Source organism: Agromyces zhanjiangensis, assembly GCF_040496055.1.
Taxonomy (GTDB): domain Bacteria; phylum Actinomycetota; class Actinomycetes; order Actinomycetales; family Microbacteriaceae; genus Agromyces; species Agromyces zhanjiangensis.
The window spans coordinates 37,870-51,816 of sequence record NZ_JBEPKB010000003.1 but is presented as its reverse complement, the minus strand read 5'-3'; the positions used below and the strand labels follow the sequence as shown (position 1 = coordinate 51,816).

Genomic DNA, 13,947 nt, shown 5'->3' with positions numbered 1-13,947 from the left:
AGGTTCGTGTTACGGTCGCATCACGGATTCGCCGGGACCGCCCCCAGTCCGGGGGGTGGGCGGGCCCGGAGGTGCTCGATCGAGGAGGACGGATGCCGCACGCCACCGCGCGCGCCGACGCCGCCCGCGCCGTCGTCTTCTCGCCGCTCGAAGGCGCCGGCCGTGCCGAACTCGTCGAGCAGCGTCTCACCGACGCCATCGCCTCCGGAGTGCTCCGCGACGGCGAGCGCCTCCCGAGCGAGGCCGACCTCGCGAAGTTCCTCGGCGTCGCGCCGGTCACCGCACGCGAGGCGCTCGTGGCGCTCCGCCACAAGGGACTCGTGCGCACCCGCCGCGGCCGCGACGGCGGCAGCTTCGTCACCTACGACGACGACGTCTCGCTCCGCCTCACCGAGGAACGCGTCCGGGCCCTCAGCCGCATCGAGCTGCGCGACCTCTCGCTGCACTACGCAGCTATCGCCGGCATGGCCGCCGAGGTCGCCGCCGACCGCGCGAGCGACGACGACCTGCAGAGCCTCGTCGAGATCGACGCGCGCGCCGACCTCACCTCCCCGGGTGGCGCACGGCGCGCGGTCGGCCGGTTCCAGCTCGAGGTCGCCGCCATCAGCCAGTCGCCCCGGCTCGTGCACGAGGAGCTCCGCCTGCAGGCCGAGACCGGCGCGCTGCTCTGGATGTGCCTGCGCGAACAGGAGTACCGTGACCGCACGAGGGAACACCGCCTCGAGGTGATCGCGGCGATCCGGGCCGCGGATGCCGCCGCCGCACGCCGATCGACCACGACGCACATCGGCTCGGCGGTCGAATGGCTCATCGACGAGAAGGTGCGGCTCGAAGCCGCATCCGCACCGCCCATCGCGCACGAGGAAGGGAGCGCGCCATGACGCAGGCACTCGCCACCGGCGCGGCCGAGATCGCCCGGCGCATCGCCGACGTGATCGACCCGGTGTTCGCGCTCATCGACGGCTGGCAGCACGGGCTCGAGGCGCGCCTCGCATCCGAACCCGAGCCCCGTGCCGCCGACCTCGACCCCGCGGTCGCGGCGACCGTCGCCGCCGAACTCGATCGCCCCGGCACGCTCATCACGGGCGCCGGCTTCGTCGCCGCGCCGGGCTACCTCGCCGACGCCCCCTGGCACCTCGCATGGTGGCTGAGCGACGGCAACCCGTTCCGCGGCGTGCCCGCACGCGGCATCCGCCGCCTCGACGCCGTGAGCGACCCCGACGCCGAGTCGTTCCGCGACTACACGACGCTCGAGTGGTGGCGCGTCCCCGAGCGGACCGGCAGCCGCCACCTGACCGGACCGTACGTCGACTACCTCTGCACCGACGACTACACGGTCACCGTGACGACCCCGGTGACGATCGACGGCGACATGGTCGGCCTCGTGGGCGCCGACATGTACGTGGCCCGGCTCGAGCAGGTGCTCGCGCCCGTGCTGCGCGACGCCGGCCGCACCCTCACGGTCGTGAACGCCTCCGGTCGCATCGTCACCTCGACCGACCCGCACCGGGCGACCGGGGCGCTGCTGCGCCTCGACGGGCTCCCGGATGCGCTCGCGCCGCTCCGCGAGGCCGAGGCCGAGGGGCGCGTGACCGACGCCGTGCGGCTGCCGGGCGGCGCCGACGTCGTGCCGTGCGGCGACACGTCGCTCGCGCTCGTCGCCGAGTAGCGGCGACCGATCGACGGCGGCCCCGCGCCGACGGCGCGAACGGAGCGCGCCTGAAACACGCGCCCGCTAGGGTGAGGCCAGCGGAACCGCATGCGCGTCCGTGTGAGCGGATGCACCGATGAGAGACCGGTGGTCAGCTCGTGACGACTCCCATCAGGTGGAAGCAGGCCCGGAGGCGACGACGACGGCTCGTCGCCTACCTCGGCGTCGCGGCCGCGTGGGCGCTCACGATCTGGCTCAGCGCCCTGCTGCATCCGTCTGAGTGGCTGCACGCGACCGCGCTGTTCGTGCACCTCGCCTCCCTCGTCGTCGGGCTCGGCGCGGTGCTCATGATCGAGTGGCATGCGCTGCTGTGGGCCACCGGCTGGAGCACGGTGCGCGAACTCCGCCAAGCGGATCGGACGATGATCCTGCCGGTCTGGGTGGGCCTGGGCGGCCTGCTCGTCAGCGGCACGCTGCTCGAGCCCGACCTCTCGAATCCGCTCACGCTCGCCAAGCTCGGAGCCGTGCTCGTCCTGAGCCTGAACGGCGTGGCCCTGACGCGATGGACCTCGGATCTCGCGCGGCTGCCGTCGAAGGCGCACTTCAGGAACCTGCCGAGGTCCACCAAGGTCGGCTTCGTCGCGAGCGCCGTCGTGTCCCAGCTCGCGTGGTGGACCGCCGTGCTCATCGGGCTCCTGAATGCGAGCGGATGACGCGCGGGAGGCCGCGTGGCGTGCCCCATCCGGGGGGACTGAGATAGGCTCACGACCGGACCCAGTCGCGACTGGAGGACGAGCGATGCGCGATCGACCAGCACCGAGCACGCCCGTGGTGCATGCTCGCCCATCGACCGGCCCTCGTGGGGAGGGAGACGACGGTTGAGCACTGACGTACCGGCGCGACGCGATCGACGGCGACTCCGCGAGGAGAGCCGGCGACGGCGCAGGCGGGTGCTCTGGGGTTCGATCGCCGCGGCCGCCGCGCTGCTCCTCGTCGTCGGCGGCGCCGTGACGGCGGTCATGCTCGGAACCGGCGGTGCGCCGGGAGCGGTGGGGACCCCGGCACCGGATCCGATCGACTTCCCGGCGGACCAGCCGGCCGAGGCAGCGGGAGCCGAGCCGTGCACGACCGTCCGCGTGCTCTCGTCGTTCGAGAACGCGGAGATGGTCGAAGGCCTCGCGGAGGGCTACAACGCCCAGCCCCGCGACGTCGGCGGATCGTGCGTCACGGTCGTCGCCGCCAAGGACAAGTCGGGGATCGCGGCCGAGGACGCCGCGGCCGGCTTCGCGGAGCTGCCGGAGGACGAGCGACCGGTCGCCTGGATCCCCGACGCGAGTTCGTGGCTCGGCGTGGCTCGCGAGGCCGGCGGCGACGGCGACGTGCCGGCGGAGGGCACCAGCATCGCCTCGTCCGACATCGTGCTCGCGATGCCCCAGCCGCTCGCCGCCGCGATCGGGTGGGACGAGGCGCCTCCCACGTGGTCCGACGTGTTCGAGAGCGCCGGCGACGAGTCCGTCTGGTCGGATCTCGGCCATCCGGAGTGGGGCGCGTTCAAGCTCGGGAAGACGAGTCCGCTCATCGCCAGCTCCGGCGAGGCCGCGATGCTCGCCTCGTACGGCTCGGCGTCGGGGTCCCTCACCGATCTCGACGCGGACGACATCGCGAACGAGGACGTCATCGCCGACGTGAAGCAGAACGAGCTCGCGACGAGCCATTACATGGCCACGCCCGAGCACTTCCTCTGGCACGCCCGGCAGTCCGAGGACGCGGGGTCGGCGGCGGACTTCCTCTCCGCGGTCATCGTCGACGAGAAGTCGGTGTGGGACTACAACCGCGGCATCACGAGCCGCGACGGCGTGACGCGCATCGAGAGCGATCTCCCGGAGACGCAGCTCGTGCCGATCTACCCGACCGACGGCTTCTACGTCGCGGACAACCCAGCGGTCGTGCTGACCGGATCGTGGGTCGACGACGCCGAGCGGGCCGCTGCCGAGGACTTCCTGAGGTTCGCCGCCACCTCGGAGGGACAGTCGATCGTGCGCGAGGCGGGATATCGCGACATGAACCGCGACCTCGCTCCCGAGGTCGCCGAGGTGGGTGCCCTCGAGGAATCGCCCGACGGCGTCCTCGCCTTCCCCGATCCCCAGGTCGTGGTCGCCGTGAACGAGGCGTTCCCGGAAGTGCGGAAGCGGGCGTCGGTGCTCTTCCTGGTCGACGTGTCGGGCTCGATGGCCGACCCGATCGAGACGGGAGAGTCGAAGCTCGCCGCCGCGAAGTCGGCCATCGAGCAGGCGCTCGACTACTTCACGGCCGGCGACGACGTCGGGCTCGCCGCGTTCTCCGCGATCGCTCGCGGACCGGTCGTGCCGGGGCAGGTCGCACCCGTCAGCGACATCGCGACGGGCCGGGACGGCTACCTCGCGGCGCTGGACGAGTTGGCTCCGATCTCAGAGACGCCCCTGTACGAGGCGGTCGACATGTTCGCGAAGGAGCGCGGCGCGGCGTGGGACCCCGATCGCATCAACGCGATCGTCCTGCTGAGCGACGGCCAGGACAGCACGCCGTCGCAGCGCACGACCGAGGAGCAGATGCTCGCCACCCTCGAGGAGCTGCACCACACGACCCCCGTGCTCGTCTTCACGCTCGCCTACGGGGCCGACGCCGACGTCGAGACGCTGCAGGCGATCTCGGGAGCGACGGGCGCCCACTACTACGACGCGACCGACCCGACCGAGGTCGACGAGGTGCTCGGCGACCTCGTGACGAGCTTCTGACGACGACGTCGCGTCACGCGGCGTGACGAACGGGCGGCGCCCTGCGCGGGATGCGAGCATGGGCCGATGACGTCACGCCGCCCGCCCGCGCTCGTCGCCGCGTCGCACGGCACCTCGTCGCCCGAGGGTCGCGCCGCGGTGCGCCGCCTGTACGACGCCGTCGTCGCGGCGGTCGTCGAGCGGTGGCCGGATGCCGCGCCCCAGACGCGACTCTGCCACGTCGACGTCGAGCAGCCCGACGTGCCGGCCGCGCTCGCCACGCTCCCCGAGGGCGAACCGGCGGTGATCGTGCCGCTGTTGCTGTCGGCGGGATACCACGTGCACGTCGATCTCGCCGAGGCGGCGGCGAACGCCCGCGAGGCCGGTCGCGAGGTGGTCGTCGCCGACGCGCTCGGGCCCGACGAGCGGCTCATCCCGGTCCTGCGGCGACGGCTCGCCGAGGCCGGGGCCGACGATCGCGATCCGGTCGTGCTCGTCGTGGCGGGCTCCAGCGACGTGCGCGCGGTCGCGGCCTGCGAGCGCGTGCGCGACACGCTGGCCGAGGCATCCGTCGCCGACGTCTCGATCGGGTTCCTCTCGGCCGCCGAGCCGCGGCTGCCCGACGCGATCGCCGCTGCCCGCTCGGCCCACGCCGGGCACGGGCCGGGCATGCGGATCGCCGCCGCGAGCTACCTGCTCGCGCCGGGGTACTTCCAGGACCTCGCGTCGAGCGCCGCGCCCGACTTGCTCGCCGAGCCGCTCCTGCGCCCCGACGACGCACCGGCCGAACTCGTGCAGATCGTCCTCGACCGCTACGCGGAGGCGCTCACTCGCTCGAAGTGAGACTTCCGCGCCCGAGCGACGTTCGAGACCGCACTCGACCGCAGAAACCTCACTTCGGCGGGGTCGTCGTGCGTCCGCGTCGCACGTCATATTTCGCCGTGCGACGCCTCGTGACACGGGGTGACCGTGCGTGACGGGGCCGGGTTCCGGCTTGCGCCGGACCCCCGTACCTTCGTCGGCACGTGCCCCGAACGGGGCGCGGACGAGGAGGGGAAACGTGACGATCGAGACGACGGATGCCGCGACGCGCGCGCCGCGCGCCGACCGCGCCGAGCGCCCCGCGCGCGCGGATCGGCCGGCCCGCGACATCCGCACGCCCCGCCCCTCGGCCCGCCCCAACGGGCAGTGGAAGGTCGACGGCACGGCCCCGCTCAACGCGAACGAGGAGTGGAAGCAGGTCGACGGCGGCCTCGCGGTGCGCGAGCGCATCGAGACGATCTACGCCGACGGCGGGTTCGCGTCGATCGAGCCGACCGACCTGCACGGCCGGTTCCGGTGGTGGGGGCTGTACACGCAGCGCAAGCCCGGCATCGACGGCGGCCGCACCGCCACGCTCGAGCCCCACGAGCTCGAGGACGAGTACTTCATGCTCCGCGTCCGCATCGACGGCGGGCAGCTCACGACCGAGCAGCTGCGCGTCATCGGCGGCATCTCGACCGAGTTCGGCCGTGACACCGCCGACCTCACCGACCGCCAGAACATCCAGCTGCACTGGATCCGCGTCGAGGACGTGCCCGAGATCTGGCGGCGGCTGGAGTCGGTCGGCCTCGGCACGACCGAGGCGTGCGGCGACGTGCCCCGCGTCGTCCTCGGCTCGCCGGTCGCCGGCATCGCTGCCGACGAGCTCATCGACCCGACGCCGCAGATCGACGAGATCACCTCGCGGTTCATCGGCGACGAGTCGCTCGCGAACCTGCCCCGCAAGTTCAAGTCGGCGATCACGGGACACCCCAGCCAGGACGTCGTGCACGAGATCAACGACGTCGCCTTCGTCGCGGTCGAGCACCCGTCGCTGGGCGTCGGCTACGACCTCTGGGTCGGCGGCGGACTGTCGACGGCACCGCGGCTGGCCGAGCGCCTCGGCGTCTTCGTGGCGCCCGACCGGGTGGCGGATGCCTGGCACGGCGTCGCGCAGATCTTCCGCGACTACGGCTACCGGCGGCTGCGCAACAAGGCGCGCCTGAAGTTCCTCCTCGCCGACTGGGGCGTCGAGAAGTTCCGCGAAGTGCTCGAGGGCGAGTACCTCGGGCACGCGCTGCCCGACGGCCCGGCCGCGCCGACGCCGGCGACGACCGGCGACCACGTGGGCGTGCACCGCCAGAAGGACGGCCGCTTCTACGTCGGCGCCACGCCGATCGTCGGTCGCGTCTCCGGCCCCACGCTGACGAAGCTCGCCGACCTCGTCGAGGCCCACGGCTCGACGAGGCTGCGTACGACGCCGCACCAGAAGGTCGTCATCCTCGACATCCCGGAAGACCGCGTGGAGTCGCTCGTGGCGGGTCTCGACGAGCTCGGGCTCCAGGCCCGGCCGAGCCTCATCCGCCGCGGCACGATCGCGTGCACCGGCATCGAGTTCTGCAAGCTCGCGATCGTCGAGACGAAGGCGTTCGCGACCGCGGCGGTGCTCGAGCTCGAGGAGCGGCTGGACGCCTTCGACCTGCCCCATCCGATCAGCCTGCACGTGAACGGATGCCCCAACTCGTGCGCGCGCATCCAGACCGCCGACATCGGGCTGAAGGGCCAGCTCGTCACGTTCGACGGCGAGCAGGTACCCGGCTACCAGGTGCACCTGGGGGGCGGGCTCGCCTCGCAGGACCGCGACGAGGCCGGCCTCGGCCGCACGGTGCGCGGGCTCAAGGTCACGGCCGACGGCATCGCCGACTACGTCGCGCGCGTCGTCACGCGCTTCCTCGAGGAGCGCGACGCCGCTGCCGACGAGACGTTCGCGGAGTGGGCGCACCGCGCCGACGAGGAGTCGCTGCGATGAGCGCGCGCAACGTCGGGGTCGTGGCACCCACGACCGATTCCTCGGCCCGCACGCGCCGTTCGCCCGACGAGCTCCGCGCCCTCGCCGAGGCGGGCAACGCCGCGCTCGGCAGCCTCACCGACCACGAGGCGTCCCCTTCCGAGGTCGTCGCCTGGGTCGCGGCGAACTTCGCGACGGATGCCGCGGCCGTCGCCTGCTCCATGGCCGACGCCGCGCTCCCCCACCTCGTCGCCGAGCACCTGCCCGGCGTCGACGTGCTCTTCCTCGACACCGGCTACCACTTCGCCGAGACGACCGTCACGCGCGACGAGGTCGCGCGTCAGCTCGACGTGCGGATCGTCGACGTGCTCCCCGAGCAGACCGTGGCCGAGCAGGACGCGGAGTTCGGCGCCGAGCTGTTCGCCCGCGACCCCGGCCTCTGCTGCGCGCGCCGCAAGGTCGAGCCGCTGCAGCGCTCGCTCGGCGGGTACGAGGTGTGGTTCACGGGTGTCCGTCGCGACGAGGCGCCGACCCGCACGCTCACCCCGCTCGTCACGTACGACGAGCGGAACGGACTCGTGAAGGCCAACCCCGTCGCGGCATGGACCTTCGACGACCTCCTCGACTACGCGGGCGCACATCAGGTGCCCGTCAACCTCCTGATGTCGCACGGCTACCCCTCGATCGGCTGCGAGCCGTGCACGAAGCCCGTCGCCCCGGGCGAGGACCCGAGGTCCGGCCGCTGGGCCGGCCTCGCCAAGACGGAATGCGGGTTGCACCTATGACCGAGAACCTGACGACGCCGGATGCCGCGGCATCCGCTGCCCGCACCGCCGATGCGGCCCACGCGACCGACGCGCTCGACGCCCTCGACGCGCTCGAGGCCGAGGCGATCCACGTGATCCGCGAGGTCGTCGCCGAGTTCGAGCGGCCCGTGCTGCTCTTCTCCGGCGGCAAGGACTCGGTCGTCGTGCTGCACCTGGCGACCAAGGCGTTCTGGCCCGCGAGGGTTCCCTTCCCGGTGCTCCACGTCGACACCGGGCACAACTTCCCCGAGGTGCTGCGATTCCGCGACGAGACGGTCGCGCGTCTCGGCATCCGCCTCGAGGTCGCCTCGGTGCAGGACTACCTCGACGACGGCCGGCTTCAGGAGCGCGCCGACGGCACGCGGAACCCGCTGCAGACCCAGCCGCTGCTCGACGCCATCGCGGCCGGGCGGCACGACGCGGTCTTCGGCGGCGCCCGCCGCGACGAGGACAAGGCGCGTGCCAAGGAGCGCATCATCTCGCTGCGCGACGAGTTCGGGCAATGGGACCCGCGCAACCAGCGACCCGAGCTCTGGACGCTCTACAACGGCCGGCACACGGTCGGGCAGCACGTGCGCGCCTTCCCGATCTCGAACTGGACCGAGCTCGATGTCTGGCGCTACATCGAGCGCGAGGGCATCGCGCTGCCGCCCCTGTACTTCGCGCACGAGCGCGACGTGTATGCGCGGGACGGCATGTGGCTCGCGGTGAGCGACGTCTCCGCGCCGCGCGCGGGCGAGACGGTCGAGCGCCGGACGGTCCGCTACCGCACGGTCGGCGACCTCAGCTGCACTGGGGCGGTCGTCTCGGAGGCCGCGACGGTCTCGGACATCGTGCGCGAGGTCGCGGCATCCACCCTCACCGAACGCGGCGCGACGCGCGCCGACGATCGCCTCTCGGAGGCGGCCATGGAGGACCGCAAGAAGGACGGGTACTTCTGATGACGACGACCGCGCCCGCCACCGGCACGCTCTTCCGCTTCGCGACCGCCGGCTCCGTCGACGACGGCAAGTCGACGCTCGTCGGCCGCCTGCTGCACGACTCGAAGGCGATCCTCGCCGACCAGCTCGAGTCGGTCGCGCGCACCTCCGCCGAGCGCGGCTTCGGCGGCGAGCCCGGTGCGATCGACTTCGCGCTGCTCACCGACGGCCTGCGCGCCGAGCGTGAGCAGGGCATCACGATCGACGTCGCCTATCGCTACTTCACCACCGGGCGCCGGTCGTTCATCCTCGCCGACTGCCCCGGGCACGTGCAGTACACGCGCAACATGGTCACCGGGTCGGCCACCGCCGACGCCGTCGTCGTGCTCGTCGACGTGCGCAACGGGGTCCTCGAGCAGACCCGCCGGCACCTCGCGGTCGTGCAGCTGCTGCGCGTACCGCACGTCATCGTCGCCGTGAACAAGATCGACCTCGTCGACTACGACCGTGCCGCATTCGACGCCGTCGCGGCGGATGTCGCGGCGCTCGCGAACGACCTCGGCCTGCCCGACGCGCACGTCATCCCCGTCTCGGCGCTCGCGGGCGACAACGTCGTCGAGCGCTCGGCGAACACGCCCTGGTACGACGGTCCGTCGCTGCTCGAGCTGCTCGAGGAGCTCTCGACGATCGACGAGCTCGAGACCGACCTCGAGGCGCTGCGGCTTCCCGTGCAGCTCGTGATCCGCCCGCAGGGCGGGCTCTCGCCCGATCTGACGGATGCCGCGGCCGACGCCTTCCGCGACCACCGCGCGTTCGCCGGGCGCATCGAGTCGGGTACGGTGAAGGTCGGCGACCCGGTCGAGGTGTTCCCCGCCGGGGTGCGGACGACGGTCACGGGCATCCGCCGCGGTCCCGAGGCGCTCGCCGAGGCATCCGCCCCGCTCTCGGTGTCGATCGAGCTCGCCGACCCGGTCGACGCCGCCCGCGGCGCGGTCATCGCCGCCGCGGGCTCGCTGCCCGCGCCGCGGCGCGAGCTCGACGCCGACGTGTTCCAGCTCGACGGCCGCCCGCTCACGACGGGCGCGCGCGTGCTCGTGAAGCACGGCACCACGACCGTCCAGGCGATCGTCACCGACATCCGCGGACGCCTCGACCTCGACACCCTCGGGACGACCCCCGCCTCGGTGCTCGCGACCAACGACATCGGACTCGTGCGCCTGAAGCTCTCGGCCGACCTCGCTGCCGAGTCGTACGCCGCGCACCGACGTGCGGGCGCGTTCCTCGTCATCCACCCGCAGGACGGCGCGACCCTCGCCGCCGGCATCGTCGTGGAGTCGACGGCGTGACCCGCCGCGGGCTCGGTGCGCAGTTCGGCGAACTCGTCGCCGGCGTCGCGGTCGCCGCGGCGATCGTCATCGTGCCCGTGGTGATCGGCTCGGTCGGACGCGCTGCGGCCGAGGGCCCGGGCGCCGCCGGGGAGACGGATGCCTCGGCCCTCCGCCTCGGCTACTTCGCCAACGTCACGCACCTGCCCGCACTCGTCGGCCTCGAGACCGGCGCCTTCGCCGACGAGTTGGGGACCACCGCGCTCGAGCCGCAGCCGTTCAACGCCGGGCCGGCCGCCGTCGAGGCGCTGAGCGCCGGGGCGATCGACGCCGCCTACCTCGGCCCGAGCCCGGCCATCAACAGCTTCGTGCAGTCCGGCGGCAGCTCGCTCCGCATCGTCGCCGGTGCCGTCGGCGGTGGTGCCGCGCTCGTGGTGCGCGACGGCATCGACGACGCCGACGACCTCCGTGGGGCGACGCTCGCGACGCCGCAGCTCGGCAACACGCAGGACGTCGCCCTCCGCACGTGGCTCGCCGCCCACGGCCTCGCGACCTCGCCGACGGGCGGCGGCGACGTCGACATCGTGCCGACCGACAACGCGCGCACGCTCCAGCTCTTCACGACCGGCGCGCTCGACGGCGCGTGGCTGCCCGAACCGTGGGCCTCGCGGCTCGTCATCGAGGCGGGTGCGACGGTACTCGTCGACGAGGCGGAGCTCTGGCCCGGCGGCGCGTTCCCGACGACGCTGCTCGTCGTGCGCACCGAGTACCTCGAGGCGCACCCCGACGCGGTCGCGGCGCTGGTGGCCGGCCACGCGGCATCCGTCGACTGGATCTCGGACCACCCCGACGACGTGCCCGCCCTCGTGAACGCGCGCCTGTCGGCCGATGCGGGCGCGCCGCTGCCCGATGGCGTACTCGCGCGGGCGCTCGAGCACGTCGCGCCGACGGTCGACCCGTTCGCCGCCACGCTGCCCGTGCTGCAGCGGAACGCCGTCGCAGTCGGCACGGCGAACGGCGGCGACCTCGACGGCATCCTCGACCTCGGCCCGCTCGACGCCGTCCGCGAGGCCGCCGGACTCCCGCCGATCGACGGCGCCGGACTGGACGGGGGCTCGCGATGAGCGCGGCACCCGCCATCCGCCTCACCGGCGTCGGCAAGCAGTACGCGGCCGACGGCCCGGTCGTGCTCGACGGCATCGACCTCGAGGTCGCGCCGGGCGAGTTCGCGTGCCTGCTCGGCGCGTCGGGCTGCGGCAAGTCGACGCTGCTCGGCCTCATCGCCGGCCTCGAGCAGCCGAGCATCGGCACGATCGAGGTCGACGGCCGCGCCGCGGTGATGTTCCAGGAGGCGTCGCTGCTGCCGTGGCTCAGCGCCCGCCGCAACGTCGAGCTCGCGCTTCGATTCGGCGACGCCGGCCTCCCTCGGCCCGCGCGCCGCGCCCGCGCGCTCGAGCTGCTCGACCTCGTGCACCTCGCGGACGCCGCCGAGAAGCGCCCGCACGAGCTCTCGGGCGGCATGCGCCAGCGGGTCGCGCTCGCGCGCGCCCTCGCGCAGGACCGCTCGGTGCTGCTCATGGACGAACCGTTCGCCGCGCTCGACGCGATCACGCGCGACCTGCTGCACGAGGAGCTTGAACGCGTCTGGCGCGAGACGGGACGCACGATCGTGTTCGTCACCCACAACGTGCGCGAGGCCGCGCGGCTCGGGCAGCGCGTGCTGCTCATGTCGAGCCGCCCTGGCCGCATCGTGAACGAGTGGCGCATCGCCGACGACGGCCCCCGCCGCATCGAGTCGCCGACCGTGTCCGAGCTCTCGGTCGAGATCACCGAGCACCTGCGAAGGGAGATCCGCCGCAATGCCGCATGACACCCTCGCACCCCCCGTCGACGCGAACGTCGTCGCCGACACCGGCGACGCCCCCGGCCACGACGACCTGCGCACGCTCGAGGCCGGCCTCGATCGGCTCCAGACGACCGCCGAGCGACGCACCCCGTGGTGGCGCCGCGCGATCGACGGCGTGCTGCCGCCCGTGCTGCTGCTCGTCGTGCTCGTCGCGGCCTGGCAGGCGTACACCGTCATCGCGCAGCCGCGTCCCGACCTCGCGCCCGGTCCGCTCGACGTCGCCGCCGCGCTCGGAGGGGCCTGGGAGGACGGACGCCTCCAGCTCGCCGTCACGACGAGCCTCGAGCGCGGCGTCCTCGGCTTCCTCATCGCGGTCGCGGTGGGCACGCCGCTCGGCCTGCTGCTCGCGGAGTGGGCGCCGCTGCGACGCGCGCTCGGCCCGCTCATCTCGGGCCTGCAGGTCCTGCCCTCGGTCGCGTGGGTGCCCGCCGCGATCCTCTGGTTCGGGCTGTCGGATGCCACGGTGTACTTCGTCGTGCTCATGGGCGCGATCCCGTCGATCGTGAACGGGCTCGTCGCCGGCGTCGCCCAGGTGCCGCCGCAGCTCCGGCGGGTCGGAACGGTGCTCGGTGCGTCGCGGCTCGAGCTCGCGGTATCCGTCGTGCTGCCGGCCGCCCTGCCCGGCTACCTCGCCGGCCTCAAGCAGGGGTGGGCGTTCTCGTGGCGCTCGCTCATGGCGGCCGAGATCATCGCGTTCGGCGGGTCGATCGGCTTCGGCGTCGGCTCGCTGCTGCAGCAGGGCCGCGACCTCGCCGACCTCGCGAGCGTGCTCGGCACGATCCTCGTGATCCTCGCCATCGGCGTGGTGATCGAGCTGCTCGTCTTCGCCCCGGTCGAGCGCGGGATGCTGCGCCGCCGCGGACTCACGGGAGGAACCCCATGACCGAGAACACGTTCGAGAGCCGGCCGACGGATGCCGCAGGGCGCGACGCCCACGCGGGCGGCGCCGACCGCGGCCACGTCGCGCTCGTCGGCGCGGGACCCGGCGACCCCGGGCTCCTCACCCTGCGCGGGCTCCGCGCGCTCGAGGCCGCCGACGTGATCGTCGCCGACCGGCTCGGCGCCCGCGCCGTCCTCGACGGGCTCGCCGCCGACGGCCTGGAGCTGACCGCCGAGGTCGTCGACGTCGGCAAGCTGCCCGGGCACCACGCCGTGCCGCAGGACGCGATCAACGAGCTGCTCGTGACACTCGCGCAGGGCGGCAAGCGGGTCGTGCGACTGAAGGGCGGCGACCCGTACGTGTTCGGCCGCGGCGGCGAGGAGCTCGCCTACTGCCGGGAGCGCGGCGTCGACGTCGAGGTCGTGCCGGGCATCACGAGCGCCGTGTCGGTGCCCGCGATCGCCGGCATCCCGCTCACGCACCGCGGCCTCGCGACGACGTTCACGGTCGTCACCGGCCACGACCAGATCCGGGCGCTCGGCGGCGGCCGCGACCACACCGTGGTGCTGCTCATGGGCGTCGGAACGCTCGCGAACTCGGCGATCACGCTCGCCCGCGGCGAGCGCGGGGGCGAGTGCCCCGTCGCGATCGTGGAGGATGGGTACGGCCCTCGCCAACGAGTGACGATCGGCACGCTCGACACGATCGCCCACCAGGCGGCGGTGCGGGGCGTGCGTTCGCCCGCGGTCGTGGTGGTCGGCGACGTCGTGCGGCTCAGTCCGTACGCGCCCGCCGAGCTCGCGACATCCGCCCTCACGGCGCCGCCGCCCATCGACTGACCCGCCGTCCACCCCGTCCCGTCCAGACCTTCCCCTGCACTCCTCCGAAAGGCCATGC

The 13,947-nt window shown here is 73.4% G+C and carries 13 protein-coding genes; all 13 read left to right on the top strand.

Annotated elements, in window-relative coordinates; translation table 11 throughout:
* Positions 1-92: 92 nt before the first annotated feature.
* The 13 genes from ABME02_RS06485 to cobA all read left to right on the top strand — a co-directional run bounded on the left by ABME02_RS06485 (position 93) and on the right by cobA (position 13,889).
* Positions 93-881: a FadR/GntR family transcriptional regulator gene (locus ABME02_RS06485; RefSeq protein WP_353814457.1), complete on the top strand. Its 789-nt coding sequence runs from the start codon at positions 93-95 to the stop codon at positions 879-881.
* Positions 878-1,669 carry a PDC sensor domain-containing protein gene (locus tag ABME02_RS06480; protein ID WP_353814456.1) on the top strand — a complete coding sequence of 264 codons (792 nt, stop codon included), beginning with the start codon at positions 878-880 and terminating at the stop codon, positions 1,667-1,669. Before ABME02_RS06485 ends, ABME02_RS06480 begins: the two co-directional genes overlap by 4 nt.
* Positions 1,670-1,809: 140 nt before the next feature.
* The gene (locus tag ABME02_RS06475) at positions 1,810-2,364 is read left to right on the top strand and encodes a hypothetical protein (protein WP_353814455.1); all 555 of its coding nucleotides are present in this window, start codon (positions 1,810-1,812) and stop codon (positions 2,362-2,364) included.
* 165 nt (positions 2,365-2,529) lie between these two features.
* The gene (locus ABME02_RS06470; RefSeq protein ID WP_353814454.1) at positions 2,530-4,425 is read left to right on the top strand and encodes a substrate-binding domain-containing protein; all 1,896 of its coding nucleotides are present in this window, start codon (positions 2,530-2,532) and stop codon (positions 4,423-4,425) included.
* A gap of 66 nt (positions 4,426-4,491) precedes the next feature.
* The gene (locus tag ABME02_RS06465; protein WP_353814453.1) at positions 4,492-5,247 is read left to right on the top strand and encodes a sirohydrochlorin chelatase; all 756 of its coding nucleotides are present in this window, start codon (positions 4,492-4,494) and stop codon (positions 5,245-5,247) included.
* A gap of 307 nt (positions 5,248-5,554) precedes the next feature.
* On the top strand, positions 5,555-7,234 hold the full coding sequence (locus ABME02_RS06460; RefSeq protein ID WP_353814963.1) for a nitrite/sulfite reductase: 1,680 nt from the start codon (positions 5,555-5,557) through the stop codon (positions 7,232-7,234).
* Positions 7,231-7,998, top strand: coding sequence for a phosphoadenylyl-sulfate reductase (locus tag ABME02_RS06455; protein WP_353814452.1), 768 nt, complete (start codon positions 7,231-7,233; stop codon positions 7,996-7,998). Before ABME02_RS06460 ends, ABME02_RS06455 begins: the two co-directional genes overlap by 4 nt.
* Positions 7,995-8,960: a sulfate adenylyltransferase subunit CysD gene (gene cysD / locus ABME02_RS06450; RefSeq protein WP_353814451.1), complete on the top strand. Its 966-nt coding sequence runs from the start codon at positions 7,995-7,997 to the stop codon at positions 8,958-8,960. The genes ABME02_RS06455 and cysD overlap by 4 nt, the downstream gene beginning before the upstream one ends.
* Entirely contained in the window at positions 8,960-10,285 is a 1,326-nt protein-coding gene (locus ABME02_RS06445; protein WP_353814450.1) for a sulfate adenylyltransferase subunit 1, read from the top strand. Before cysD ends, ABME02_RS06445 begins: the two co-directional genes overlap by 1 nt.
* Entirely contained in the window at positions 10,282-11,388 is a 1,107-nt protein-coding gene (locus ABME02_RS06440; protein WP_353814449.1) for an ABC transporter substrate-binding protein, read from the top strand. The genes ABME02_RS06445 and ABME02_RS06440 overlap by 4 nt, the downstream gene beginning before the upstream one ends.
* A complete protein-coding gene (locus tag ABME02_RS06435; protein ID WP_353814448.1) occupies positions 11,385-12,134 on the top strand; it encodes an ABC transporter ATP-binding protein in 750 nt (249 codons plus the stop codon). The genes ABME02_RS06440 and ABME02_RS06435 overlap by 4 nt, the downstream gene beginning before the upstream one ends.
* Entirely contained in the window at positions 12,124-13,053 is a 930-nt protein-coding gene (locus tag ABME02_RS06430) for an ABC transporter permease (RefSeq protein ID WP_353814447.1), read from the top strand. The genes ABME02_RS06435 and ABME02_RS06430 overlap by 11 nt, the downstream gene beginning before the upstream one ends.
* The gene (cobA, locus tag ABME02_RS06425; RefSeq protein ID WP_353814446.1) at positions 13,050-13,889 is read left to right on the top strand and encodes a uroporphyrinogen-III C-methyltransferase; all 840 of its coding nucleotides are present in this window, start codon (positions 13,050-13,052) and stop codon (positions 13,887-13,889) included. The genes ABME02_RS06430 and cobA overlap by 4 nt, the downstream gene beginning before the upstream one ends.
* Positions 13,890-13,947: the final 58 nt, after the last annotated feature.

What these genes read in the sequence shown, in the direction of transcription:
- ABME02_RS06485 (WP_353814457.1), top strand. Translation starts at nt 93, where the DNA reads ATGCCGCACGCCACCGCGCGCGCCGACGCCGCCCGCGCCGTCGTCTTC.
- ABME02_RS06480 (WP_353814456.1), top strand. Translation starts at nt 878, where the DNA reads ATGACGCAGGCACTCGCCACCGGCGCGGCCGAGATCGCCCGGCGCATC.
- ABME02_RS06465 (WP_353814453.1), top strand. Translation starts at nt 4,492, where the DNA reads ATGACGTCACGCCGCCCGCCCGCGCTCGTCGCCGCGTCGCACGGCACC.
- ABME02_RS06455 (WP_353814452.1), top strand. Translation starts at nt 7,231, where the DNA reads ATGAGCGCGCGCAACGTCGGGGTCGTGGCACCCACGACCGATTCCTCG.
- cysD (WP_353814451.1), top strand. Translation starts at nt 7,995, where the DNA reads ATGACCGAGAACCTGACGACGCCGGATGCCGCGGCATCCGCTGCCCGC.
- ABME02_RS06445 (WP_353814450.1), top strand. Translation starts at nt 8,960, where the DNA reads ATGACGACGACCGCGCCCGCCACCGGCACGCTCTTCCGCTTCGCGACC.
- ABME02_RS06435 (WP_353814448.1), top strand. Translation starts at nt 11,385, where the DNA reads ATGAGCGCGGCACCCGCCATCCGCCTCACCGGCGTCGGCAAGCAGTAC.
- ABME02_RS06430 (WP_353814447.1), top strand. Translation starts at nt 12,124, where the DNA reads ATGCCGCATGACACCCTCGCACCCCCCGTCGACGCGAACGTCGTCGCC.
- cobA (WP_353814446.1), top strand. Translation starts at nt 13,050, where the DNA reads ATGACCGAGAACACGTTCGAGAGCCGGCCGACGGATGCCGCAGGGCGC.